18 protein-coding genes and 1 tRNA gene are annotated in these 24,643 nt (G+C 46.3%); 7 read left to right on the top strand and 12 right to left on the bottom strand.

Features of this window, described 5'->3' with window-relative positions; genetic code table 11:
* Positions 1–77: 77 nt before the first annotated feature.
* The 4 genes from MC7420_RS31790 to MC7420_RS31805 form a co-directional block, all read right to left on the bottom strand.
* The gene (locus tag MC7420_RS31790; RefSeq protein WP_006105791.1) at positions 78–1,127 is read right to left on the bottom strand and encodes an S-layer homology domain-containing protein; all 1,050 of its coding nucleotides are present in this window, start codon (positions 1,125–1,127) and stop codon (positions 78–80) included.
* Between the two features lie 97 nt (positions 1,128–1,224).
* A complete protein-coding gene (locus tag MC7420_RS31795; RefSeq protein ID WP_006105843.1) occupies positions 1,225–1,848 on the bottom strand; it encodes a (2Fe-2S) ferredoxin domain-containing protein in 624 nt (207 codons plus the stop codon).
* Positions 1,849–2,043: 195 nt separating this feature from the next.
* Entirely contained in the window at positions 2,044–3,597 is a 1,554-nt protein-coding gene (locus MC7420_RS35925) for a hypothetical protein (RefSeq protein WP_006105828.1), read from the bottom strand.
* Positions 3,598–3,759: 162 nt separating this feature from the next.
* Complete coding sequence (locus MC7420_RS31805) at positions 3,760–4,932, bottom strand: HetZ-related protein 2 (protein WP_006105822.1); 1,173 nt, start codon at positions 4,930–4,932, stop codon at positions 3,760–3,762.
* Between the two features lie 555 nt (positions 4,933–5,487).
* Between MC7420_RS31805 and smc the strand changes: the two genes are divergently transcribed.
* The 6 genes from smc (at position 5,488) to MC7420_RS31835 (ending at position 13,590) form a co-directional block, all read left to right on the top strand.
* Positions 5,488–9,312, top strand: a complete 3,825-nt coding sequence (gene smc / locus MC7420_RS31810; RefSeq protein WP_006105800.1) for a chromosome segregation protein SMC — start codon at positions 5,488–5,490, stop codon at positions 9,310–9,312.
* An 81-nt stretch (positions 9,313–9,393) separates the two neighbouring features.
* Positions 9,394–10,401, top strand: coding sequence for a PRC-barrel domain-containing protein (locus MC7420_RS31815; protein ID WP_006105876.1), 1,008 nt, complete (start codon positions 9,394–9,396; stop codon positions 10,399–10,401).
* A gap of 520 nt (positions 10,402–10,921) precedes the next feature.
* Positions 10,922–11,473, top strand: a complete 552-nt coding sequence (locus MC7420_RS31820; RefSeq protein WP_006105824.1) for a hypothetical protein — start codon at positions 10,922–10,924, stop codon at positions 11,471–11,473.
* A gap of 2 nt (positions 11,474–11,475) precedes the next feature.
* Positions 11,476–11,826 carry a hypothetical protein gene (locus MC7420_RS31825; RefSeq protein WP_006105848.1) on the top strand — a complete coding sequence of 117 codons (351 nt, stop codon included), beginning with the start codon at positions 11,476–11,478 and terminating at the stop codon, positions 11,824–11,826.
* 14 nt (positions 11,827–11,840) lie between these two features.
* Complete coding sequence (locus MC7420_RS31830) at positions 11,841–12,329, top strand: hypothetical protein (protein ID WP_006105845.1); 489 nt, start codon at positions 11,841–11,843, stop codon at positions 12,327–12,329.
* A 628-nt stretch (positions 12,330–12,957) separates the two neighbouring features.
* Positions 12,958–13,590, top strand: a complete 633-nt coding sequence (locus tag MC7420_RS31835) for a hypothetical protein (RefSeq protein ID WP_157453416.1) — start codon at positions 12,958–12,960, stop codon at positions 13,588–13,590.
* An 8-nt stretch (positions 13,591–13,598) separates the two neighbouring features.
* On the opposite strand, the gene MC7420_RS31840 is transcribed toward MC7420_RS31835, so the two are convergent.
* The 5 genes from MC7420_RS31840 to MC7420_RS31860 all read right to left on the bottom strand — a co-directional run bounded on the left by MC7420_RS31840 (position 13,599) and on the right by MC7420_RS31860 (position 19,798).
* On the bottom strand, positions 13,599–14,813 hold the full coding sequence (locus tag MC7420_RS31840; RefSeq protein WP_006105818.1) for an RNA-guided endonuclease InsQ/TnpB family protein: 1,215 nt from the start codon (positions 14,811–14,813) through the stop codon (positions 13,599–13,601).
* 326 nt (positions 14,814–15,139) lie between these two features.
* Positions 15,140–16,687, bottom strand: a complete 1,548-nt coding sequence (gene dacB, locus MC7420_RS31845; RefSeq protein ID WP_006105796.1) for a D-alanyl-D-alanine carboxypeptidase/D-alanyl-D-alanine endopeptidase — start codon at positions 16,685–16,687, stop codon at positions 15,140–15,142.
* 432 nt (positions 16,688–17,119) lie between these two features.
* Complete coding sequence (gltX, locus tag MC7420_RS31850) at positions 17,120–18,571, bottom strand: glutamate--tRNA ligase (RefSeq protein ID WP_006105794.1); 1,452 nt, start codon at positions 18,569–18,571, stop codon at positions 17,120–17,122.
* Positions 18,572–18,758: 187 nt separating this feature from the next.
* Positions 18,759–19,520: a hypothetical protein gene (locus MC7420_RS31855; RefSeq protein WP_044210897.1), complete on the bottom strand. Its 762-nt coding sequence runs from the start codon at positions 19,518–19,520 to the stop codon at positions 18,759–18,761.
* Between the two features lie 204 nt (positions 19,521–19,724).
* Positions 19,725–19,798, bottom strand: a tRNA-Asp gene (locus MC7420_RS31860).
* Positions 19,799–20,014: 216 nt separating this feature from the next.
* Between MC7420_RS31860 and MC7420_RS31865 the strand changes: the two genes are divergently transcribed.
* Positions 20,015–21,958 (top strand): DUF3370 family protein, encoded by a 1,944-nt coding sequence (locus MC7420_RS31865; RefSeq protein WP_044210898.1) that lies wholly within the window; start codon positions 20,015–20,017, stop codon positions 21,956–21,958.
* A 304-nt stretch (positions 21,959–22,262) separates the two neighbouring features.
* Here the strand turns inward: MC7420_RS31865 and MC7420_RS31870 are convergent, their stop codons facing one another.
* The 3 genes from MC7420_RS31870 to MC7420_RS31880 form a co-directional block, all read right to left on the bottom strand.
* On the bottom strand, positions 22,263–22,742 hold the full coding sequence (locus MC7420_RS31870) for a rhodanese-like domain-containing protein (RefSeq protein ID WP_006105847.1): 480 nt from the start codon (positions 22,740–22,742) through the stop codon (positions 22,263–22,265).
* A 107-nt stretch (positions 22,743–22,849) separates the two neighbouring features.
* Complete coding sequence (locus MC7420_RS31875; protein WP_006105874.1) at positions 22,850–23,848, bottom strand: NAD(P)/FAD-dependent oxidoreductase; 999 nt, start codon at positions 23,846–23,848, stop codon at positions 22,850–22,852.
* A gap of 82 nt (positions 23,849–23,930) precedes the next feature.
* Positions 23,931–24,617, bottom strand: coding sequence for a class I SAM-dependent methyltransferase (locus MC7420_RS31880; RefSeq protein WP_006105811.1), 687 nt, complete (start codon positions 24,615–24,617; stop codon positions 23,931–23,933).
* Between the last annotated feature and the right edge of the window lie 26 nt (positions 24,618–24,643).

The following is a 24,643-nucleotide window of genomic DNA, read 5'->3' on the forward strand; positions in this document are numbered from 1 at the left end:
CCCCTACTACATCACTAACATAAATGCCTTTCCAGAAAAATAATAAGCTTGGTGTCAGGAAATCAGTCTTTTTTCATTCAAGGATTAACCACATACTCAGACGTTACAGCATCTGCTTTTCCAGCTTCGACTAAAGCCTGATAAACCATCGCCGCTACCTCAGCGCGAGTTGCATCTTGAGTCGGATTGAGAGACTCAGTATTTGGATAATTCACCACAATACCCGCTTCTGTTGCCGCACTGACTTTTTCACGCGCATACTCTGGAATCTGAGCGGAATCCTGATAGGTTTGTAACACCTCCTGAGGAGATTGATTTGCTTCTAACCCCAAGCCACTCGCTAGTGCCACTAAAACTTGTACTTTAGGAATCGGTTGCTTGGGTTGAAAGGTATTATTAGGATAGCCACGCAAAAAATTAGTTTTGCTGGTTTCCTGAATCGCAGACCATGCCCAAAAGTCTGAAGATATGTCCTTAAAGTTGGGTGTCTCTAAGGTGGGTTGTTGATCAAAAGCGCTTCTTAACAACGCCGCAAATTCTGCCCGAGTGATCGAACTATTCGGTTTAAACGTATTATCTTCTGGAAAGCCGCTCATAATATCCCGCTGCACCAGAGCGGTAATATAAGGACTTGCCCAATAGTCATCTGGAACATCGGCAAACTTCACGGCTGCATCAGGCGTTTCCGTTGGGGTTGGTGTCGGTGTTGCTTCCGGAGTTTCCGTGGGTATTTCTGCTGTTTCTGTCGTGGGAGCTGAGACAATCGGAGCAAGAGGAACAGCTCTAGCTATTTCCGGAAACGCCTCGTCTTCATCAATGGATTCGGGTGCAGCAGCTACGGCTGGAGAAGGTGAAGGGGAGTCTGTTGCCAAAGGAGCGCTGCTGAGGGTTTCGCGAGTGGGAATCTCCTCAGCTATCGGAGAAGTTACTTTTGGCTCTTCTGGTGCTTCTGTTTTTGGTTCAGAGGTGAGTGAGCCAATCCACTGCTGTAGGTTCAATCCCTTTTGCCGTTGACCCAATACTCCAATCAAAATCCCACCGATAGTGATAACGGCGATAATTATACCAATCCATTCCTCCAAACCTAGTGGAGAGGAGTCCGAATCGGGTGGCGGTAGATTTCTCATTATGCACCTTGTTTAACTGGCAACAACACTAAGAAAGCAAGGGGAATCAGAGAATTTTTTCGGTTGTCTGAATTCTTGACCCCCCAATCCCCCAGTATTAGCCTCCACATCTGACGGTAGAGCGTTGGGATACATTTGCCTCTGGCTTGAGTTTACTGCCAAAGTGCTTATCCACTAGCGTCGGTACGTCTTCGGGAGCCACCTTATTGTACCGGGCTTTGTCTGGCATCACTACCATACATGGACCTTTTTTACACTGCTTCATACAGCCTGTGTCTTTAATCGCTACTTGGTCATCAAGGTTGCGATCGCGCAAGGTGTTGTTCATCACTTGATGGACTTTTGCCGCACCGCGCTTGCGACAGGATGACTTTTTACACACCATGACGCTGGCTTTGGTTTTCTGGGGAGACGGTTGCAAAAGTTTCTCATATTGCTGAGATGCTGACGGGGTTTTCAATGTCACCCGCTCGGCTTTGAGTTTCAATTCCCCACGTTTGGGTTTGTACTTCTGTTTGCCATAGACTTCTATCGGATCTCCGGGTTTGAGGATTTCAGGTAGAGATTCCCGTAAGGGTTTAGCCAGCTTGATATATCGTTCACCTGCTTCTGTATTTACCCACAGCAACTTGGGTTTTTTGCCAGCTTTACCCAGAAATTTGACAAACTGTCCCTCTAGCTTGAAGGGGCTGACTTGTTTCTTTTTATATGATTTACCCATGAAAGTACTCCAATGTCTCCCCCTAACCGTAGCGCTAATTGATAAAACATGTCATCTATTTTTCGTAAGAGTTCTTCATAAGTCGTTACAAATGAGTGGGAGCCATGTAGAGACGTGCCATGGCGCGTCTGGGAGCAGGTAGCTGTAGAGACGTAACATACTACGTCTGGAAGCAGAGGGAGATGGGGGTGGATTTCAGTTGTCCTGCTGATCCATGGGATTGTGCATCAGGGTTTCGAGTTGTGTGTCGAGATGGTGTAAGAGTTGGTTCAGGGTTGGTAGGGTTTCCACCGGCGGAATGGAATAGCGATAAGAGCGATCGCGGATTTCATTGAGCTTGTGCTGGAGTTGTCCGGCAAGTTTAATCGCCTCCTGACCCAATCGTTCCACCTTTTGTTGTTGATAGAAGTTTAAAGGCGCTCCTCGCAAGAGTTGTAGCGTTGCCTCTTCCCCATGAGTACCGGGTACTAGCCGCAAACACAATAGGAGGGATTCTTGTTGATAGAGTCGCTCACTTTCGATCTGTTTGGGTTGGGTAATGGGCTGCAACGGCAGGTTAACTAAGCGCTTAAGCTCAATAATGATATCTTCAAAAACAGATACGCTTAATTTATCCAAGACAGACTGGGAAGAGCTATCCTGGCGCAAAACAACCCGACCCCGCTCAGATTGTCGCTGAAAATACAGCCGACCAATTCCCCCCTGCAACAGCCGCCCTAACAACTCTTCCACAATTTGATGGGGGGCTAAGGTTGCCAAAAACGCGATCGGACGAGATAAATAGACAGGGTTTACATCCAAGGGTAAAAGAGCTTTAGTTGGGAGTGACCTTTGGAAAACTGGCGTCAGCGCCGTCTGAGTCGATACCGTTTTGCCAGAAAGAGGCGGTGGTTGGGCTGGGGAGTGATTAGACGATTGTGACGTCGGTTGAGGCGTTGGCGTTGATGGCTGGCTATCCTCGTGGTTAGATATTTCAGAGGATTGGTTTAATTCGTCCTGGAGTTGACGGATATCATCGATAATCAGTGTCGGGTGAGATTCGCTAGCCGAAGAATTATTATTGGTTTTCGCCGCCGCTTTTGATTCCTCAGGCTGCACCGCCTCATTTTCAGTTTGGCTTACCTCATGGCTGGTTGGAGGTTGAGAGGATTTCGCTGCGTTAGCGGCGGAGGTTGATGGCTGGGGTTCAGTTGTCTCATCCTCCGTTAAATGGGCAGCATCACTCGGTTGCGATTGAGACGCTACTGGGGTAGAGTTGTGTTTCTGTGCCGCCGCTTGAGGAGAAGGGGTTGACGGCTCAGGCTGATTCGCCTCATCTTCAGCTAAACTGGCATCATCAATAATTAGCGTTGCTTGTTCCGACCGAGGAATGGACTGTTGGCGCTCAGAGCGTTGCCTTTTCGGTGCTGTGTCGCGATGACCTTGATTTAAATAGGCAGACAACATCGCTGTATGAGTGTTGGCGGTAATCTGTTCGACTTTGAGGGAACAGTTCATAAACGCCAGAATGCGACGGACATAATCAAGAGCCGTGGAGTCGTGGGTATCCACTATACCAAGCTTCAGGTACTTGCCTTCGAGAGACAGGGGCAAGAATTGATGAAATAGACAGGCTTCAAAAGGCAGAATACTATCAATCAGCCGAAACATTTGCTCAGTATCCACGCCAGATAGTTCTGACGCTTGAGAGGATGATTTAGACTGAACAGGAGTGTCCGCTCGTTCTGGGTCCTGTGGTGAGGGTAACATAGTAATTTCTCCAGCCTGAGTATCAATCGGTTCAGATGCCCCAGGAGTCAGATAATATAGACTTTCCGGTTTGGGATTGGCAAAAAGGTTAGCTGTGAACCCGACTTAAATTTTTAACAACGTTGGTTAGGGAATACACGGAATTGGCAAATGATCAACGTTCTAGGAAGAGCTACGGATGTCTTGAGCCGCTAAGTAGAGCTTACTCCATTCGCCAAGTGCCTGGTTATACTTCCAATTTAGATCCTTGGCAATGACATCGAGCGTTTTACCAGTTCTCAATTGTTGAAGCAACTGGCGCTGTTGGTCGGTGAGACTTTGCCAATAGTCTTGCCACTGTATGGGAGTTAACCCTAAGTTATGCTCCTTTAAGGATACCTCTAACCAACTGGCGACTAATTCCGGCTTAACTTTCAGGGAAAAGACGCGAATGGCATGGTAACTGATTTTTTCTCGCAAGCGATAAACCTTTTGGATCGGCAAGCCTAACGTCTTAGCGATCTCCTCTTGAGATTTCCCTTGCAGATACAGGCGTAACCATTGGGCGGCTTGGGCACCAACGTTTTGGTCGAGGTAGGTTTCAAATTCTTGGCGTACTGATAGACGCAGCGCTTGTTGCTCTTGCCAGCCTTGAGTCTCTTGATAATCCGCGATCGCTTGATTATCTAATAAACTCACCGGAGCATCGGTATCATCGGAGGTAATCGACTCGGAGACAAATCGCACATTTTCCCCGCCCGGTAGATGCGTCATTCCACCGCGTCCCGATCGCTTGAGAAAATTGACGAATCGATAGACAACCAACGGCTGATTGCGGATCGGACGCATACAATATTCTTCAAGGGTGGTGAGTAAGAGGGCGTCGCGTAAATGAATATCTTCACTACATTGGGCAATCCAACCAATCTGCCCTTGGATATAGCGATCGCTGTTTAATAATTCCTGAATCACTTCTTGTAAGACATCCACCACAGCCCGTTGGCGATCGCGACTCAGAGACACCCACGTCCGGATTTTATTCCGTAACGTCATTAAACTCGCTAACCGACTCGTCAAATTGCGATAGGCTTGCTCTGGAGTAACCCCCAAATAGCGCTGACGTAAAATCCGATAGCGATAGTCCATCGCTTGGCAGACAATCTTGAGTTTGTCGGGTAGTAAGTGGTTTAACCTTTCCCTGTTTTCTCCCAGTAACCAGTGGACAATGCTGGTTCTGATCGCTGGGCAATAGCCTGGATAGTCATTGGCTAAACGCTGTTGCCACTCTTGTTCGAGTTGATCTGCCAACCTTTCCATCAGATGGCACTCCTCTAACCCCTGTTTTAATGTTTGCATAACAACTCCCCTTTCGTTGCACTGACTGTTTTGATAGCATCTGCTGTTCTAATTTCATCATTTCTATCCTGAAATAGAAGTGATCGCCCTCCTGTGTTGCTTACAAGACAGTCACATCAGTATTTTGACCCAGAGTACGCCCTCGATGAGACTCGGATCTACCTTGAACGTGTTTTGGATCACAAGCCCCTAAAAATGTGTTCTCCCGGCTTAATGATTGCATTTTGTGAACTCAATGCGGGGCAACCGTTGGTATCGATCAGGTATAGGTTAAAACTCTCCAGATCAGGCTAGCATTTATCGCTCAGTGAGTCTCACGCACCACTCAATCAAACTGAAGGAAGCAGCAGATGGCACAACCCTTACAACAATTAGCCGAAAAGCAATAGCTTTCAAGCCCTGTAGACACAATCACCCTGTTCATTCCACCATCCTAGGGTTGAGCTTGTTTTATCCTATCGCGATCTCTGGAACAGGATAATATCTGTTAACCTGATCAACATTATTATTTTGATACACTCGTACCACACAGCGAACCTGAACTGACCTACACCTATGGTGCATGTTAAGCGCCTGGAACTCACTAATTTTAAATCCTTCGGCGGCACGACTCAAATTCCGATGCTGCCCGGATTTACTGTGGTTTCAGGACCTAATGGGTCAGGAAAATCCAATATCCTCGATGCTCTCCTCTTTTGTTTAGGGCTATCCAGTTCCAAGGGAATGCGGGCTGAACGTCTACCTGATCTGGTTAATCATAATAAAGAGCGACGGAGTACGGTTGAAGCCAGGGTTACGGTGACATTTGACCTATCTGACGCACCCGATATTCTAGGGGTAGAAGAGATACCGGAAAACTCGGAATCAGATGCAGAAAAGGAAGAGGAAACAGAAGAAGACAATCCCAACTCCCAACCCTTAACTCCCCAATCAACCGAATGGACTGTGACAAGGCGGCTGCGGGTGACTAAGCAAAACACCTACACCTCAACCTACTATATTAACGGTGAATCCTGCACGCTGACTCAACTGCACGAACAGCTTAACCGCCTGCGAGTCTATCCCGAAGGCTATAATGTGGTGTTACAAGGGGATGTTACCAGCATCATCTCCATGAACTCGCGAGAACGGCGGGAGATTATTGATGAATTAGCCGGAGTCGCGGCGTTTGACCGCAAAATTACCCAGACGAAAGATACCCTGAATGAGGTTAAAGAACGGGAAGATCGCTGTCGGATTATTGAAAAAGAACTGATCACCCAACGCGATCGCTTGGCGGCGGATCGGATTAAGGCGGAGAAATACAAAAAACTGCGGGCGGAACTCCAGGAAAAACAACAATGGGAACTCGTCCTCAAATGGCGATCGCTTCAACAACAGGTGGCTCATCTTATCTCTCTGATGGAGAAAGGAGAACAGGATGAACGCCAGCTAACCCAGCAATTGCATACCATAGAATCCGAAATTCGTCAAGGAACTGAACAACTCGCAACCCTCAACACCCGTGTCAAAGCCTTAGGCGAAGAAGAACAAGTTGCCGTATCCGCCACCTTAGCCAGCCAAGACGCCGAACGCCGCCAGTTACAACGCCGCCAACAGGAACTTATTCAAAACCTGGCGGATACCGAGGCGAACCAACAAAACACCCAAAACGAGATTCAGCAACAGGAAGAACGTCTGCAACAGCTTCAGGCTGAACGCCACCATCTCGACACCCAAATTATCGCCTCACGCCGCCAAGAACGGGAGGCGGCTCAAACCGCCCTGAACGCCAGCCGAGAACAAGCGGATGCGATCGCCTCGGCTTCAGAAGCCTGGGTGCAGCACCAAAACACCCTCACCCGCCAAATTGAAGCTCGACTGCAAACCCTGAATCCCCAGCGCACTGAACAAGCCCAACTCCAAGAACGGCATAACCAACTTAGCCGCCAAATTGACGAACAAACCCAGATATTAGAACGCATCGCCCCCGAACTTGCCAGCAAACAGACACAAGCGGCAGAATTAGAGGGGCAATTAAACGCCGTCTCGCAACAGATTCAAACCCTTGCCCAAACCTTAGCCGCTAATGAACAAGAGTTACAAACCCAACGGCAAACCCAAACCCGCCTCCTGTCCGAACAACGGGACAAACAGCGTCAACTGGATAAGTTAGAAGCCCAAGCACAGGCACAGCAAGAAGCCCAAGGCACTTATGCGACTAAAATTGTTCTTCAGGCGGATATCCCCGGCGTTCATGGTTTAGTCGCCCAACTCGGTCGCGTCGAACCCCACTACCAACTTGCCCTGGAAACCTCCGCAGGTGGGCGTTTGGGGCATGTCGTGGTCGAAGATGATGCAGTAGCAGCAGTGGGGATCGAACTGCTCAAACAAAAACGTGCGGGGAGAGCCACATTCTTACCCTTAAATAAAATTAAGCCGCCTCGATTCTCTCCCATTGTGGCACTGCGCCATGCTCAAGGGTTTATTGACTACGCGGTGCATTTAATCGATTGTGAACCTCGATACCAAACAATTTTTGCTTATGTATTTGGCTCGACGGTGGTGTTTGAAACCCTGAGTACGGCGCGTCCCTATTTGGGTCAATGCCGAATTGTCACATTAGACGGAGAACTTTTAGAAAGTAGTGGGGCGATGACGGGGGGAAGTAGTAGTTATCGGTCTGGATTACATTTTGGTATTAGTGATACCAGTGATTCGGCGGAGATGATGGCGTTGAGAGATCGTCTCCAAGATATTGAAGCCATGTTAAAGCGCTGTGACGAATGGCTGGAACGGGAATCAGCCACGGCTAAACAATTGACGCAAACCCTGACAGATGCCAGGGAAACCCGCTCCCAGACCCAATTACGCCTAGAACAATCCCGCAAAGACATCCAAGGGCTAACGGAACAACAAACCCAAGTGCGATCGCTCCTCGCCAAAAATACCCAGGAAGTCCAGACTGCGGCGGAACGGTTGCAGCAGTTAAATCAGGATCTTCCCGCCCAAGAACGACAACTGCAAGCCTTACGCGAACAACTGGCGCAACTGGAAGCCGAGCAAACTCCCCAGGAATGGCAACAGATTCAGAGTCAAATTAAAACCCAGGAAGCCGTATTAGGCGATCGCGAACAGGCATTGCGGGAGGCGGAAAAACAACTGCAAGCCTTAGAGAATCAGCATCAGCGCACCAACGAGCAACTGGCGACAAGTTATCAACGGATTGCCGAATATCAAACCCAACACCAATCAATCCAAGAACAGCAAGCCGAGATTAATCGTCAGCTTGAGGCAATTGAGGTGCAAATTGAACAAACCCAAGCCCGATTAACCCAGCTAGAACAGCGGTTAGGGGAAGCCAAACAAGAACGCGATCGCGTCGAGGCTATCCTCCGAAACCAACACCTCAACCAGCAAAAGCTGTCTTGGCAACGGCAAAAGCTTCAGGAAACCCAGGTGACAAGGCAGGAAAAACTGACTACCCTACAAACTCAACTTGAAATCCAACAGGCTGAATTACCTGATCCGTTGCCAGAGGTTTCCCTGATGGTAGAGACGGGAGATAAGGGAGATGGGGGAGATGGGGAAGATAAAGAAGCTAGTAGAGACATTCCAGCGGAACGTCTGGAAGATGAGGCTGGTAATCAACAGGGTGGCGAGGCGGGTTTAGTTTCATCTGGGAGCCAAGAAAACGATAGTCGTGAAACCCATCCCTACAGCATTTCCCAAATCACCGTTCAACTGGAGAAGCTGCAACGGGATATCCGCAATGGTCAAAAACGACTTGAGGCAATGGAACCCGTGAATATGTTAGCCTTGGAAGAATACGATCACACCCAAGCCCGTCTCCAGGAACTGTCGGAAAAACTGGCAACCCTAGAAGCGGAGCGGACTGAGCTATTGCTGCGAATTGAAAACTTTACTACCCTACGATTAAGAGCCTTCAAAGAATCCTTTGACGCGATTAATCAAAACTTCCAAACAATTTTTGCCGAACTCTCCGAGGGCGACGGGCATCTGCAACTGGATGACACCGACGATCCCTTTAACGGCGGACTTAACTTGGTGGCTCACCCCAAAGGCAAACCGGTGCAACGATTGGCGTCGATGTCCGGCGGCGAAAAATCTCTCACCGCCCTGAGTTTTATTTTCGCCCTACAACGGTATCGACCGTCACCATTCTATGCCTTTGACGAAGTTGACATGTTTCTCGATGGGGCAAATGTCGAGCGATTAGCTAGAATGATCAAACAACAGGCTAAACTTGCCCAATTTATCGTTGTTAGTTTGCGCCGACCTATGATTGAATCTGCCGAGCGCACCATTGGTGTTACCCAAGCGAGAGGAGCGTATACTCAAGTCTTAGGATTGAAATTAGGGTCTGCCAAACGGGACTGATGTAGATTATATGTGATTATTAGCCTTGATACTATTGATAACCATTCCAGCAGGAGTCGAGATTCAGGATTGCAAGACATAATGACAACTGAACTAATTCGTCAGCGCTCCGATTTTTTAAATACTCAGGTGATTACTCGCAATAACGGTAAGCGCCTCGGTGTCGTCAAGGAGCTGCTCGTAGATATTGATCGGCGCGAAGTTGTGGCATTAGGGTTACGAGACAACCTGCTCTCGCTGGCTGGAATGCCACAGTATATGCTCCTCAGCAGCATTCAACAAGTGGGTGATGTCATCCTGGTTGAGGATGAGGATGTGGTTGAGGATGTTGACGTTGATGCCTACAGTACGCTGATCAATAGCGAAGTGATTACCGAAACCGGTGAACTCTTAGGTCGGGTTCGAGGATTCAAGTTTAGCGTAGAAGATGGCAAGGTGGCGTCTTTGATTATTGCCTCCTTGGGATTACCCCAAATCCCTGATCAGGTGATTAGTACTTATGAATTACCGATTGAGGAAATTGTTAGCAGTGGTCCAGACCGCCTCATCGTCTTTGAAGGCGCTCAAGAACGGCTGATTCAGCTAACCGTGGGTATTCTAGAGCGGATGGGCATTGGCAATCCTCCTTGGGAGCGGGAAGAAGAGGAAGGCTACTATGCGCCCACCACCCGACCGGAAAATCAATTGGGGACAGGAATACCCGTTCGCACCCCGATTTCTCAACCCATCCAGACGGCTACGCCAGTCGAGGAACGGTGGGATGAGGATTGGCAAGAACCCGAACCGGAGCCGATACGTGAGCCGATACGCCAACAACGGGCAGAGCCAATTTATGCCGAAGCCCAACTAGAAGAGGATAATTGGGGGGATGAATGGGAAGATTCGTCTCAAGCAGCGCGTCGGTATGAAGACCCCCTTTATGCAGAACCCGAACCTTATGAGCCGCCGCACAAAGATGAGTACGCGGATTATGAGGTAGAAGGTGATGCTTGGGAAGATACTGTAGAGCGCGAACCCTATCAAGCACCGCCCGTTAATATTCCCGAAAAGACTAAAACCCCCGAATATGAGGAAGAGGCGGGTTATTAGGAGAGGATGGTAGAGAGTTTCCCCAAATTCTTTCTGGGCTAGGTTTTGCCGCTCAACGTTGACAAAAAAACTGATAACTGAGGTACACAGACAGATCCCCGACTTCTTGAAGAAGTCGGGGATCTTGCTTAGAGACTGTACATCATCAACCCGAAATCTGCTGTAAGCAAAATCGCCTCAAGTGACCGTAGTATAAAGGTTGAGTAAAATTTTTGTAAAATTTTGGCGATCGCTAAGTTTTTTACTGATAGAGAGGGAATACTGGAGAAAGAAGCATAAAGTACAACCATAACCCTCGAATTCAAACGTGAAACACTTCTGGGCGCGATCGCCGTTTCAAACATTATTGATTTTATTACACATCCCATGATGTCGCCAACACGGATGTTGCTCACGCCTAAACGTTGAGTTTTATCAGGTAAAGTTGAATAATACTTAGACACTCTCTTACGCTAGAGATTCTTACAAGAGTATTAACAAATACACAGTTCTTCATTGTTAAATTTACAGGGTACAGGAGATGAACAAACAAGAACGCAATCGGTTAATTCAGCGGATCAGTCGGGCTTCAGGGGTTGCCCAATATGCCTTACAAAAGAAAATGACTGATGAGCAAATTAGCCAAGCGGCTCAACACTTGGACGTGTTGGAACTGGTAAAATCTGCCAATACTTACAACAGGTACTGTCAAGCCCAAAAAACCCGAGAGGCAAATGATAAGTTAAAGTCTTTCCTTGACCCCCAAAACTCTGAGATTGTTTCAGTGGGAAGGTGGTTAATCAACGCCCTTTCCCAGAACCGCTCTGATCGTAAGGAAACTCTTTTAGAGAGAGATTTGGTACATAAGGAAGACTACAACACCATGGTTTCCGATATGCGTCAAACTATTTCCGACATGGATCAGATAACGTTGGCATCCACGCAGGAGTCAGCCGATAAAATAAAAATTTTGGAAAAAAGAATTGATACTCTAAAAGGACAGTTATCTAGGATTGAAGAGTACATCCGTAACAATCATGGTGTTGCAGAGTGGAAAAGGATAAACGAGACGTTGATTTCAATGGGTAGATAATTATGAATATTGTTGATGGATTAAGTTATCGAGATTGGCAAAAAAGAAATACAGAATCCTTCTCTAAACTAGAGCGAGCAAAACAAAAGGAACTGCGATCTAAAGGGTATCGTAATATTGGTTGGAATCATGTTCAGAAGTCGTGGAGTCTATTGCAAACCTCATTCCAAGAGTTGAGTCTTTTTGATCACAAGTTGCGTAAAGGCGATTTAAGTGGGGCTATCAAGCACTCGATTCTAGAAGCTGAACAAGCGCAAGACATTGCATCTGAAGCCCTAGAGACTCTTGATAAAAACTACAAAAATGTTAAACAACTAGCTAACAAAGCCCTTGCTAAGTATCAACTCTTGTAAAAACAGTGCCAGATATGAATAAGAATGCCCTAAAGACTCTTTACAGAAGTTCAGATATCAACGATCTGTGGAAATATGGTGCAAACCAAAAGCTAATTAATCATCCGAGGTATGGGTCGATTAGCCCAAACGAGTATAGACAAAAGTTTAATCAGAAGCCTTGTCCCTTCTGTGGGAAAAAGATGGTACATGGGAAGTTCTCACACAGCACACAATCTCACCAAGAAGCGCTCAAAAGAGGCTATCAATATCAAGATGCGAATGGGGTAGATTGTATAAACAAGGCAGGAAACTATTACTTTCATCCTAATTACGTTACATTAGACCACAGAGTTAATAAAGCTCGATGTCCTGAATTGCTGTTTGAGTCAAGCAACCTTCAGATTATATGTTGGAAATGTAATCGAGAAAAAGGCGATAACAATAACTTTGAAGCTGAACACACCTTGAATTTTGTTCGTGATTTAGCCAAAGAAGCGCTCAATCGATATAAGCTCTTGTGATTGTGAGACCTTGGGGATATAGCACTACGAGGATACATCAGTTAGTCCAAGAGGGAACAGGGAATAGGAAACAGTTTCAACATCTCGACTTCGCTCAATGTTGACCCTGAGCGCAGCCGAAGGGTCAACCCCCTGATGGGGGAAGATTCTGCTTAAGCATCCTCGAAAAATGTCAGGATTTCCAGCTTATGGGTTTCTTTCGCCTTGCACCTGATGCACATTTAATCATCCCCTAACTCTTTATTTGTAAGGGTTTCAGGCTTGTGCAGCAAGCCCTAAATATTTATACGTAAAAAGTTTGCCAAGCTACCCAGGATTTTTGTACTACTTTGCATGCTACAACTTGACGTGCGGAATGTGGGCTATAAAAAATGACCCATGACCCTTGTCTGTGATTTATATTACATTTTTAAACAAAAAGAATCACTAATACCTTTAAGGATTGATCACTTAGAGTGATCGCCAAATCTTCGATATTAAAGTTTTGATAAAGAATTAAGGTCAAATTAACTCTGTAGAGGGGTAACGGACGATCAGGTTGAAGCGTAACCTTGATCAGGGTAGTTCTATTATTTTTTGTTGAGTCGATAAAGAGGTTCTTAACTAAACGACAATGTTACAAACTGCTATGTTTAGCGTACAAAGCCGAGGGATGTCAGAGTTTATTCAGTCAGAATTTCTCCAAGCGTTGCCACCCCGACAAGCCACTCCCAACTTGACTCTGACCCGTGTCCCTATCGATCCAACCTTATCATTTGAATTATGGACACCCAAGTGGACGCCTAGACTACGCGAGTTTAGCCCTGTAGAACTTAATCTGCTAGAGTGCGATCGCTCGCGTGTCAATCGGATTCTATCCAAGTTAACGTGGTTAATGGGCGCTATCTGTGTGCCAGAAGATGAGTTTGGAGTCGGAGACTGTCAACCCATCTATGACTGGGATGCAGTTCTGGAATTTGTGACTCGTGAAGGTCGCTGTGTTAATCCAATTGTGACTCGGGTTGGGTTCAATCCCCAAACGATTATCCCCATTTATGATCGAAATCGCAAACAAGAGGGCATTATTCCGCCTCAAGCCTGGGAAATTTCACCGCCCCACTGGTCAATTATTTTTGATGACCTGATTCCAGGTGAAGACGGTTTTCAACTTAAACAAAGCGGCGATTGGATATCTGTGGAAATTTGGACAGGTAAACCTATACGTCGAGAAGTTAGAAATAAACTACCCAGACCTGCTAAGAGCCGAGGTCTGGGTTTTTAGTAGCCCGCTCAGTCATCGAACAAGCTAAGACTTCGGCGTGAGCGCTCAGTCGAACGCTGAACATACTTAATAGTTCGGCTTAGCTTGCACGATAACCCCGTGCCTCCAGGCTGGTTTATAGACAGCCCCACAAGTGCAATATTATTGGCTCCATTAAAGTCGGCATCTCCATGCCAACCACAATGCCCACACCTGAAAGTCTTGCCACTACGGTAAGACTTTCCTTTTACCGGGTGAATGTGTAAGCAGTTGTGACACATTTGGGAGGTGTAGCGAGGGGAGATAGGGATAACCTGAACACCTGCCCCAAGCGCTTTGTACTCAATGAACATTCGCAGTTGGTAGAATGCCCATGAATTTGAGCGTCTACGTTCCGTCTTGCTTCTGGGTTGCTCGTTGGTTCTCTCCCTAATTCCCGTAAGGTCTTCTATAGCAATAGAGGCACTATACTCAACTGCTCGTCTGACCACTGATTTGGAGATGTTGTGATTAAGCCATTGTTGATAACGTCTCTCCCTCCCCGACAGCCGTTTCAAAACTTCCCGGCATCTACGCCGAGTTGTTCTTGTGCCTTTCGAGGCTTTTTTCTGGAGAGACGCCCTAACTTTATAAAACTTATCTCTTACTGACTGAATGTGCAAACCGTCCCACTTTTTGCCCTCTGATGTAACTGCAATGTCTCGGCGTCCCAAGTCGATACCTATCACCAAGTCTTTCACGGATGAGTCGGGAGCTTCGTCTTTAATTTGGATGTGCAGGTAGAACTGACCATCGCGATGCTTACACAGTTGAGCAGAAGTAGGGTTTCTCCCTTTGAGTTTTCCCCTTTGGTAATTCCCGACCTTCAGCTCAATTCGCTCTCTGCCGTGAACGGTAGCAAGGCTTACCGTCCAGTCTTGTTCTCGGAAGCGAAACAAGTCTTTGTCACAGTCCATGCTGCTTGGGGCAAATCTTTTAACAGGTTTGCCTTTTAGCTTGGCTACCTTGCGGTTGGCAGCTACACGCGCACAAGCCCTAACTGCCATGTTTGCCACCAGATTGAATTTTTTCTTGATGGTTTGGTAGACTAAGGACTGGATAGCAATTTTGTTGGTCAGCTTAGGGTCTGTGTTTTCGTTCACGTAGTTACAAGCGTCCGCAAACGCCTGAAGAGTTGCCTCTAAGAAGGCAACTTGTTCAGGAGAGGGCTGGAGCTTTACAACTATTGTGAGAACTTGTTTCATGGCTAAACTATACCACTACATGGGATAGATAGATAGAAAGAGAGAGATTGAAAATACTTCGGGGATTGACCCCTCGCATTTTCCGCTATCCCCCTACCCCTTACTTCGTTGAAGGGGTAGCCCCTCGCGATTCGGGTGGCAAGTTTTATACCGAATATCATGATCTTTACGCCACGAGTCGGTTAGCCAAATTCTAAAGCTAGGGCGATTAAAATCGCTGCTACACAAACAAAGTCCGCCTACGCGGACTGGGTTATTACGGCGGTAGCCAACCCAGATTTGTTACAACACTAGAATTTCCTGTTCCCTGTTCCCTGTTCCCTCTTTTAACAAGAACGCAACCGCGAAAGCAAAACCACAATTTCATCAATGGCTTGACGGATTGTACTCACTGATTGATTGGATTGATTCACCATAATACTAAACACCAACGGCTGATAATCGGGAACCTCCACATAGCCGGAAAGTGCCGACACGCCCGTCATGGTTCCCGTTTTAGCATACACTCGACCTTGGGCTGGGGTATTCTGAAAGCGCTGTCGTAGTGTTCCTTCTACCCCAGCCACAGCTAAGGAATCTAGATAGGATTGTGCCATCGGAGTTCGGGCGATCGCCTGTAGGGTTTGTACAATAGCCGTGGGACTTACTAGATTGTGGCGAGACAATCCTGAACCATCAGCAAGGACGTAGGATTCCGGTTCAACCCCTAATTCTGCTAAACTCGCTCTAATCTGTTCCCGTCCAGCCGTAGCCGTTGACTCATCCGCCTCTTTGTCAGTCACACCTAGCGATCGCAATAATGCTTCTGCATACAAATTATTACTTTGCTGATTGGTTTCAGCAATCAATTCACTCAGGGGAGGAGAGTCTACCGCCGCTAATTCAGTGTCTTCTTGAAAATTCGGTTCAGTCGTCACCAACCCTCGTTCCACCTGAATTCCAGAATCCGCTAACGCCCGACGGAAATGCTGGAGAAAATAGTTCGCCGGATCAGGAATTGCCACCGCCGTTAACCAAAGTCCTGCATCCGCCGCTAATTGACCTCGTATTCGTAATAATGGTTTACCCAGCACCCCAGAAATATTAATTGATTCCGTTGGTTCGGCTTCAGTGGTAACGGTTTGATTTTCAATCTGCCATTGTTTTGCTGCAATGGGGTCAGCCCAAGTCACGGTTAAGGGTTGTCCTACCGTTTGGGGAGTTAGGGTTAGTAATACTGCATTTTCATTGAGAATTAAACTATTGACAGCAGTCCCATAATAAAATTGAATATCTGACCATTCCCAGGTTGGGTTAACCTTGGGTTCACTAAAATAGCGATCTTCGACAATCAGTTGATCCACCCGCCGAATTCCCTGACGCCGAAGCTGTTGGGCTAAGTCTTTTAACTGATCCGTATTTAAACTGGGATCACCTCGCCCAACGACTCGTAATTGGGGTATAGTTCCTTCTGTTGGCGTGCCATAAACAGAGGTGCGAATGCGAAAGTTAGCACCGAGTTGGGATAAAGCGGCGGCGGTGGTGAATAATTTGAGATTAGAGGCGGGGATAAAATAGCGATCGCGTTCACGACTATATAAGGGTGTGTCTGAGAATAGGGGTTGGATCAAGATACCCCAACGAGCATAATCAAATTCAGGACGATTGGCGATCGCGTCGATGGAAGCTTTGAGATCAGCCGGACAAATTGTCGGCGCTGTATCCGGGGAAGGTTCAACCGTTGTCGGCACATCCGTTTGAGCCGTGACTGGGGTGAGTTGGGTGACGAATTGCGCTTCAAGTAACAACAGCAACAGCATCAGCAGTTGTTTGGGGTTAAACCTAGAGCCGTAAGGACGTTGATTGGGTTTGAACGAGAAAAGGGAATTAAACATGGACAGAGTTTTTGGCTACCTCTGATACTGTACAAGCAATCAGGGCGTGTCTGAAAGCAGAGTTATAGAGGTGGGTGCAAGCCGTTTAATTTTGCCTATCTACCGATAACCGTTCCACGAAAACCCGCTCTTTATCCCAAAAGGAATGGTACTCAAATCAGCATTTTGAGATCGCCGAAACTCGATATACCGTAGTAGCTTGGCAAGGTTAAAACAGTGGTCAAGTATTTTCGCCAAACCCTTATGAGAGTAGCTATCCAGAAAAATTTTACCCACACTTTAAGCTTGCCAGCCTAATAGGATGGGCACTGCCCACCCTACGGGATTTCAGAGTTTTGAAGATTCCCAAATGTTTATTGGGTATAGATAGTGAGCAAGATGCTCACACTACAATTCACCATTATTGACATTAAGATTTAAATGCCAAACAGCTTACGATGACACCTTACTCAAAGCTTGCTGTAAACGCGATTTATCTTGTCCTTTCTGATGCAGCAATACCCAAGACTCCATTAAATCAGGACCATGGACATCACCCGTGAGTCCAGCACGCAGCGATCGCATGACTAACCCTTTCTTAACTTTTTGCTGTTTTGTTACCTGTTTGATGATTTGTCCTGCGGTTTCTGGACTGAATTCTGGCGTATTGTCTAAGGCTTCCAAAACCGCGTTCAGTACATCTGTAGCCCCTTCTTTTTTAAGTTGCTCAATTGCATCTGGGGTCAACTCAACCGAGTCGGTAAAGAACAGCCGCGTCATCTCCACCGCATCTGGTAAGCGGGTCAGACTCGGACCAATCACAGCCGCTAATCGTTCTAACCAAGGGCGATTATTTTCCGGGTCAATCTCATACCCCGCTTCTTGCCAATAGGGAATCAGTAACTCGACTAATTCTGATGGTGATTTTTTGTGCAGATATTGACTATTGAGCCAATCCAGTTTATCCCAGTCAAACTTTGCTCCCGCTTTATTCACCCGATCAAAACTAAACTGTTGGGCGGCTTCGTCTAGGGTGAAAATTTCCTGGGTTGAATCCGGTGGTGACCAACCCAGTAACGTCATATAATTTGCCATGGCTTCCGGGACAAACCCCATATTCTGAAACTCAGAAATCGAGGTCACGCCATCGCGTTTAGACAGTTTTTGCCCCTGGGAATTCAGAATTAATGGCGTGTGAGCAAATTCGGGTACGGTTGCGCCGAGGGCTTCATACAGTAATATCTGTTTGGCAGTATTGGCAATGTGGTCTTCCCCTCGGATGACATGGGTGATTTTCATATCCATATCATCAACCACTACCGCTAGATTGTAGAGAGGCTGACCAATTTCACCTTGGGATGCAGCGCGGGCAATTACCATATCCCCCCCTAAATCACTCCCTTTCCAGGTGAGTTTACCGCGCACCAGGTCATTCCAGACAATCTCGCGATTATCGTCAATCTTAAACCGAATCACGGGTTGTCGTCCCTCCGCTTCAAAGGCGCTGCGTTGTTCGGGGGTGAGATTGCGGTGACGGTTATCGTAGCGAGGGGCTTCTTTCCGGGCTTTTTGGGCGTCCCGGAGTGCCTTGAGTTCGTCTTCTGTGGTGTAACAGTAATAGGCTAACCCGTTATCTAAAAGGGTTTGAATGGTGTGGTGATAAAGGTCAAACCGTTTCGATTGAAAAACAAGTCCTTCATCCCAGTTGAGTCCTAACCAGGTGAGTCCATCCAAGATATTCTGGGTATATTCGGGACGCGATCGCGTCTGGTCGGTGTCTTCGATGCGTAGAATAAACTGACCCCCGTGGTGTCGGGCGAATAACCAGTTAAATACGGCGGTTCTGGCGGTACCGATGTGTAAATTCCCGGTGGGAGACGGTGCAATGCGGACTCTAACAGTCACAAGATCAATCTTTGGTGGTAGGGTTGGCTAAGTATTTTCCAGCTATTTATTGTAGCGTAGAACGGCGCTCAGTTGTCGTTGGCGCTGACTTGAGGGTGATTTACCCACGGATAAAGTAGGGATAATCACCCACCTTTGCTAATTATCAGGTGCTAAACACTCCCTCACCCATCCCCGAATTTCTTTTTCAAACCACTTCAATAACATTTTTGCCTCCGGGTAAATCTGCACCCACCACATAAAAATTATAAGGATAGATCCAGTTGGTTTCCATAGGACCATGAATTTGAATACCCGTCATCACCGCATACTTAAATATAGAAGAATCTAAGGTATGCAAGAGGGTTTCTACATCATCAGAAATAATCTGACAAGCCAACTTAGTCATCTCAACTAAATTCGGTTTGTCTCCATAATTTATAGTGGACAGTATTTTTTGTCGGATAATGGATTGTTCCAGATCCTCGATATCCATTTGCAGGTTAAGACGTCCTGATTCTAACTCGTTTACAATCGTTTCTAATGCACCACAGGCATGAGACGCTTTGTGGATACCTTCTCGATAAACCTTGCCAATTTCTCCGTCTCTAGAAATCGCAATATGAGGCATTGCTAAAAACGTAAAGCGGCGTATTCCGTCGAAAATCGGAACGTGGTTGGTTGCGGCGGCTAAACCCGTTTTTCCCATCATCACGAACCCAGCAAGACTACAACAATTAAAGGTTTTTTCCCAGTATTTAACGACTTCATTAAGTAACGGATCAGTAATTTCGTCCCGACAGAGTGCTGCCAGTCCCATTGTATTTTCATCTTCAAAACCCAGGGCTTTTAAACAATGGAAAGTTTTTTTCATGTAATCTTCCATAGGTAATGCACCTGGAAAATACCGTTGAAGACATTCATGGAAAATTGGGTAAGTGCTTGAGTCATAACCCGTGAATGGCAACATGACACCTTGAGTATCCTATAATTTATCGAAAATTATATTATTAAGACATCGTAATTCAGCTAGAAATCTCGATGTTGCTAGTAGAGGGGTTGAGACAAGCGATAATGCCATTGGATTCACTGCGAATAGAACTCACCCCGTAGCGGTTGAGTGAGTAGGCATTACATTCTATGCCAACTAGACCTATATTCTTTAAGCATTTTACGGGACTGACGGGGCTCGAACCCGCAACTTCCGCCGTGACAGGGCGGTGCTCTAACCAATTGAACTACAGTCCCAATTTCCGAGCCGAATTCTATTGTTACGAAGATTTATGGATTTGTCAAGCCCATGCCGAAAAAAAATTTTTCCTCTGGGTGTGTAGGGGAAGCTGGGGGAGATGAGGGAGATGAGGGAGATGAGGGAGATGATTCCCAATGAACCATGAACAATCGCAGAAACAAATTCTCCCAAAAATGCTTCAACGACGATAAGTTAACCCGAACCCCTAATTCATGCCCAGAGGTTTCCACATCTCTATCTCTCAATCGCTTCTCCTTGCCTTCTGTGGTAGCCTGATTACCACCGAGGCTACTGCATTCCCCGATATCCAAACCCATTGGGCAAAGGATTGCATTAACCAGATGGCATCTCGAAACCTAGTCACGGGTTATCCAGATGGCACGTTTCGCCCCAATGGTTCGATTACCCGGGCAGAATTTGCGGTGTTAATGCTGAATGCCTTTCCCGACGCCGAAGTTAAACGCAGTGGGATTACGTTTACAGATGTACCACAGCGTCACTGGGCATATCGGGCAATTCAAGACGCTTATCAACGGGAATTTTTCGCGGGTTATCCAGGGCGGATTTTTCAACCCAGTCAACCGATTCCCCGTGTGCAAGCGATTGGGGTTTTGGCGGGGGCGAAGAATTACAGCATTCCCAGTAATCCATACTCTACCGTGGGACAGTATTTCCAAGATGCCTCTGGTATTCCAGGATACGCTAGGAATGCGATCGCGGCGGCGGCGGTAAATACTCTGGTGGTGAATTATCCTACAGTACGACAACTTCGCCCCAATCAACGGGCGACTCGGGGCGAAGTTGCGGCGTTATTGTGTCGGGCGTTAAATATTTATGCGGTTCCGCCTGAGTATATTGCTGGGGTTGAAATTCATCCCCAACAGGTGCGGACATTACCCGGAGGACTGAATTCTGTTCCCACATTTAATAGTAATTATCCCGAATTAGTCACAAGTGAAGGAATTTTGTTATCCACATTTTCCCTAACCGGAAAGCGCATTCCTTCTGCCCATTTGAACTTTCCCTTTCAAGGACGTTTCGATATTTTTACCCATCATATCGCTAGGGCAGAAACTCAAGCAGAAACTCGTCCCCTTTATCAGGGATTACTGCTGCACAATCCCACCGATAAACCTGTAACGGTTGAGGTTTTGCAAGCGGCGAGTTATTTAAGTACTCCCGATGCCCCATTTATTGACTTACCGGATATAGTAGATAATCCCAATGGTAAGATTTATTCAGGACCCGGTAGTCGCACGATGAGTGATGTACTGCGGGGGATTCGTCAGGATGGGTTTCCGGAACAAGTGGTATTAGCAGCAGGACAAACTCAACTCTTGATGAATCAACCCATTCCTATCCGACGCGCACCTGCATCAAATGGGCGTTCCACGATGATGCGGTTAAGCAGTAATGGTTCAGTTTATGTTGCCAATTTAGCCATGAAAGCACCGCAAAACTCGAATGGGACATACCGCGCCCCGACATTAGCGGAATGGCAAACCTTATTAGTCGAAGGGGAATTAGCCAAACCCCGTAATCTTACACCAACCCTCCTTGACCCGCCTAGAGAACCGACGGTATTTGGACGAGTCGCTGGGGTGTCCCAAGGAACAGAATGGTTGGCAGAGATTACAGATACCTTAGAATCGGATAATTTGAGCCTTCCCCAACCCGGTGAGGCATTTTCCTATGTCTTAGGGACGCTGCATTTAATTACGTTGAATACAGGTCAAATTCAAAGTGCGCCGATGTTAGTCCGTTATCCGGACACGGCTTATTATGCTCATAGTAATTATGGCGTAGAATATAATCTAACGTTACCCCTGAAAAATACGACCAGTCAATTGCAAACAGTAACGGTATCAATGCAAACACCGTTAAAAGATGAGGCAGGTACAGATAAATTACTGTTTTTGAATCCAACCGTTGATCAGGTCTTTTTTCGGGGAACGGTTCGGGTCAGTTATGAAGATAATCAAGGGAAAATTCAGACACGCTATGTGCATTTAGTTCAGCGTCGCGGACAACCGTCTGACCCTTTAGTTACGTTAAATTTAGCGCCAGGGGAACAGCGAAAGGTAAACGTCAAATTTATTTATCCACCCGATTCTACACCGCCGCAGGTGTTGACAGTGAAGACATTGGCGAGGTAACAGCCCTCACCCCCAGCCTCTATTCCAAGCTGGGTATAAAGTGCAACGACAAACCTGGCTTGAGCGTACCATTCCTTTTAAAATTTATTGCCACCAATGACACAAAATGAGCCGTTATTTCGTCAAAGGTTTAGAGGGTCATCTGCATTTTATATAGGGTCTTGAATAAGGCAGGGTGTATCTGCTTTCTTTCGCCTTGCTGACTCTGAGAAGGGAATGACTTAGGGAGATCGCTGTCTCCCGTAGTCTAAGATACTTATTATTCCTATTAGGGTATTAGGGTAATTCAAGGAATTAAACAGGCTTATTTTTCCAACGGTTCGCCAGCCGCCTTCCAGCCATTAATACTGGGAGGAAAACTGCGAACATTCGTATACCCTAACAACCGCAACGCCGTCATACCAATTGCCGTGCGATGCCCACTCGAACAGTATAAAATTACAGGTTTATCCGTGGGGATTTTAGCCAAATTTTTGGTTAGCGATCGCACGGGAATATTAATAGCGCCAGGAATGTGTCCTGAATCATATTCAGACGGTTCTCGCACATCAACCAATACGACATTATCCCGCTTTTTGAGCTTGTTCTTTAACTGCTTTACCTGCATTACTGTGTAGTAATCTCGTGGTAGCGAATTCAGCAACTGATCGACTGCTGTATAGACTTCTGCGCTAGGTGGACTCGTCACCTTAGATTCTACGGCAGCTAGGGCAGATTTAGGCAAAAATACACCACCTAGCAGAGTTAAAACCAGTAATAATCCCAGGATTAATCCTGATATCATTTTTTTCTTTCATCATTTGATCTTAATTGAGTTGTTTTCGTTTGTTGATTTGGGCAATTGTAGTAATGCACCATTGCTCAAGGCTTTGGTTATTGACTTCCGGCTCATTAAACAGAAACCGCTAGATTTTCCTCCCAGCGGCGAGAACCGGATTCCCGACGAATATCTCGCCAAATCTGAGTCGCTGCTAAAGCACCATCTCCAGCCGCCACAACCACTTGATTTAACCCCACCTTTAAGTCTCCAATCGCAAAAATTCGCGGGTGAGACGTCCGCCCCATTTTATCGGTAATCAGATTACTACCCTTGACATCTAAATTGAATCCTTGGAGATAAGTATTGTGATAGCGTGACCCCATAGAAATTAATCCGGTTTCTAAGGGAATAATTGACCCATCTACTAACTCAACTCCCGTCATCTGGTGATTTTCACCCAGAAATTTCTTAATCGGGGTTTCCACCAAACGATAACCATGATTGTGCAGTTGAGAACGCATTGAGTCACTCACCGCAAACAGTCCATGAGTGAACACGGTGATATAAGGGGTAAACCAACTGAGATTAAACACCATTTCTTCAATACTGGCTTCACTACCCGCAATGAAACCACATTGTTTATCTGTCATTTCGTAGCCATCACAAACCATACAGACGTGTAAATTATATCCTGCATAATCAAAGACATTTTGCATATCCTCCAAAGGGGGTAAATTGTCGATAATGCCACTCGCAGCAATTAAGTATTTCGAGCGGAATACGGGGTAAATACTATTTTTACGACCCACCTTTACCCGCACGGCAAACCTATCTCCCTCATCCACCACTTCCTCAACATAACCATTCAGCATATCGCCATTTAACGACGTGTAATGCTGTTTCCCTTGTTGCAGCAGAACGCGACCCGGAGTATCCGGTGGTAAGCCTAAATAATTGTGCAATTCTTGCATCCAGAATGAGCGAGCTTTGCCTTTATCAATAATTAAGCTCGAAAGGCGAAATCGTTGTAGGTAAATTCCAGCGGAAAGTCCACCAGCGCCACCACCAACGACAATCGCATCATAAATATGATTCAGACGTTCAGGCAGACTTTTTTTCGTGAGTTGCATGGTTGTAATAATTCTAGAGAACTGAGAATGAAACCAAAGTTATTTTTATGTTGGTGGGCAATGCCCACCCTACGAAATTCTGTTATGACACATCTCTACTTTTAGTAGCCACTCCAGAAATATGAGGACTAACAATTGGAAAAGGAACCTGAAACTGTTGATAATTTATATTTTCAAATCCCGCTTTTTCTAACGCCAGTCCGGTTTCCCGATTCGGGCGACACCCATCAAACAGCGTTTTCCAAACTGGCTCAATACTCCCTTGAATCCGCCGTTGCCAACTGCCACATTCAGCCGCCACATGTTCAACAAACAAAAAGCGACCTCCTGGCTTGAGAATTCGCCGAATTTCTTGTACGGTTGCAGAAAGATTGCTGACGGAACAGAGAACGTAGGTACTGACAACAGCATCCACACTATTATCATCAACATCAATCCGTTCAGCCGACCCACTTTTTATATCAATCCGGTTCAACCCAACCTGCTGGGCTTCCTGTTCCAGGTAGGAATGCATAAAGGGATTTGGTTCAACACCTATCCAATGAATGTCAGTGGGATAATACGCCAAATTCGCCCCAGCCCCTGGTCCAATTTCTACAACCTTACCCTGCAAGTCAGCAAATAAAACCTGTTTGAGTTGAGCTAGGGTAGAATGGTTACTGCAATTTTGCAATTGAATAGCATTTTCATCGGCTGAGTTGGCTTTCGCCATTCCCCAAGCAAATAACTGTTTATACCAGTTTGAACAGGGTTGTATTTTTAAGATCATAACGATTCACTATTTAAACTTAGGAA

It is taken from the genome of Coleofasciculus chthonoplastes PCC 7420, from assembly GCF_000155555.1.
Lineage (GTDB): Bacteria > Cyanobacteriota > Cyanobacteriia > Cyanobacteriales > Coleofasciculaceae > Coleofasciculus > Coleofasciculus chthonoplastes_A.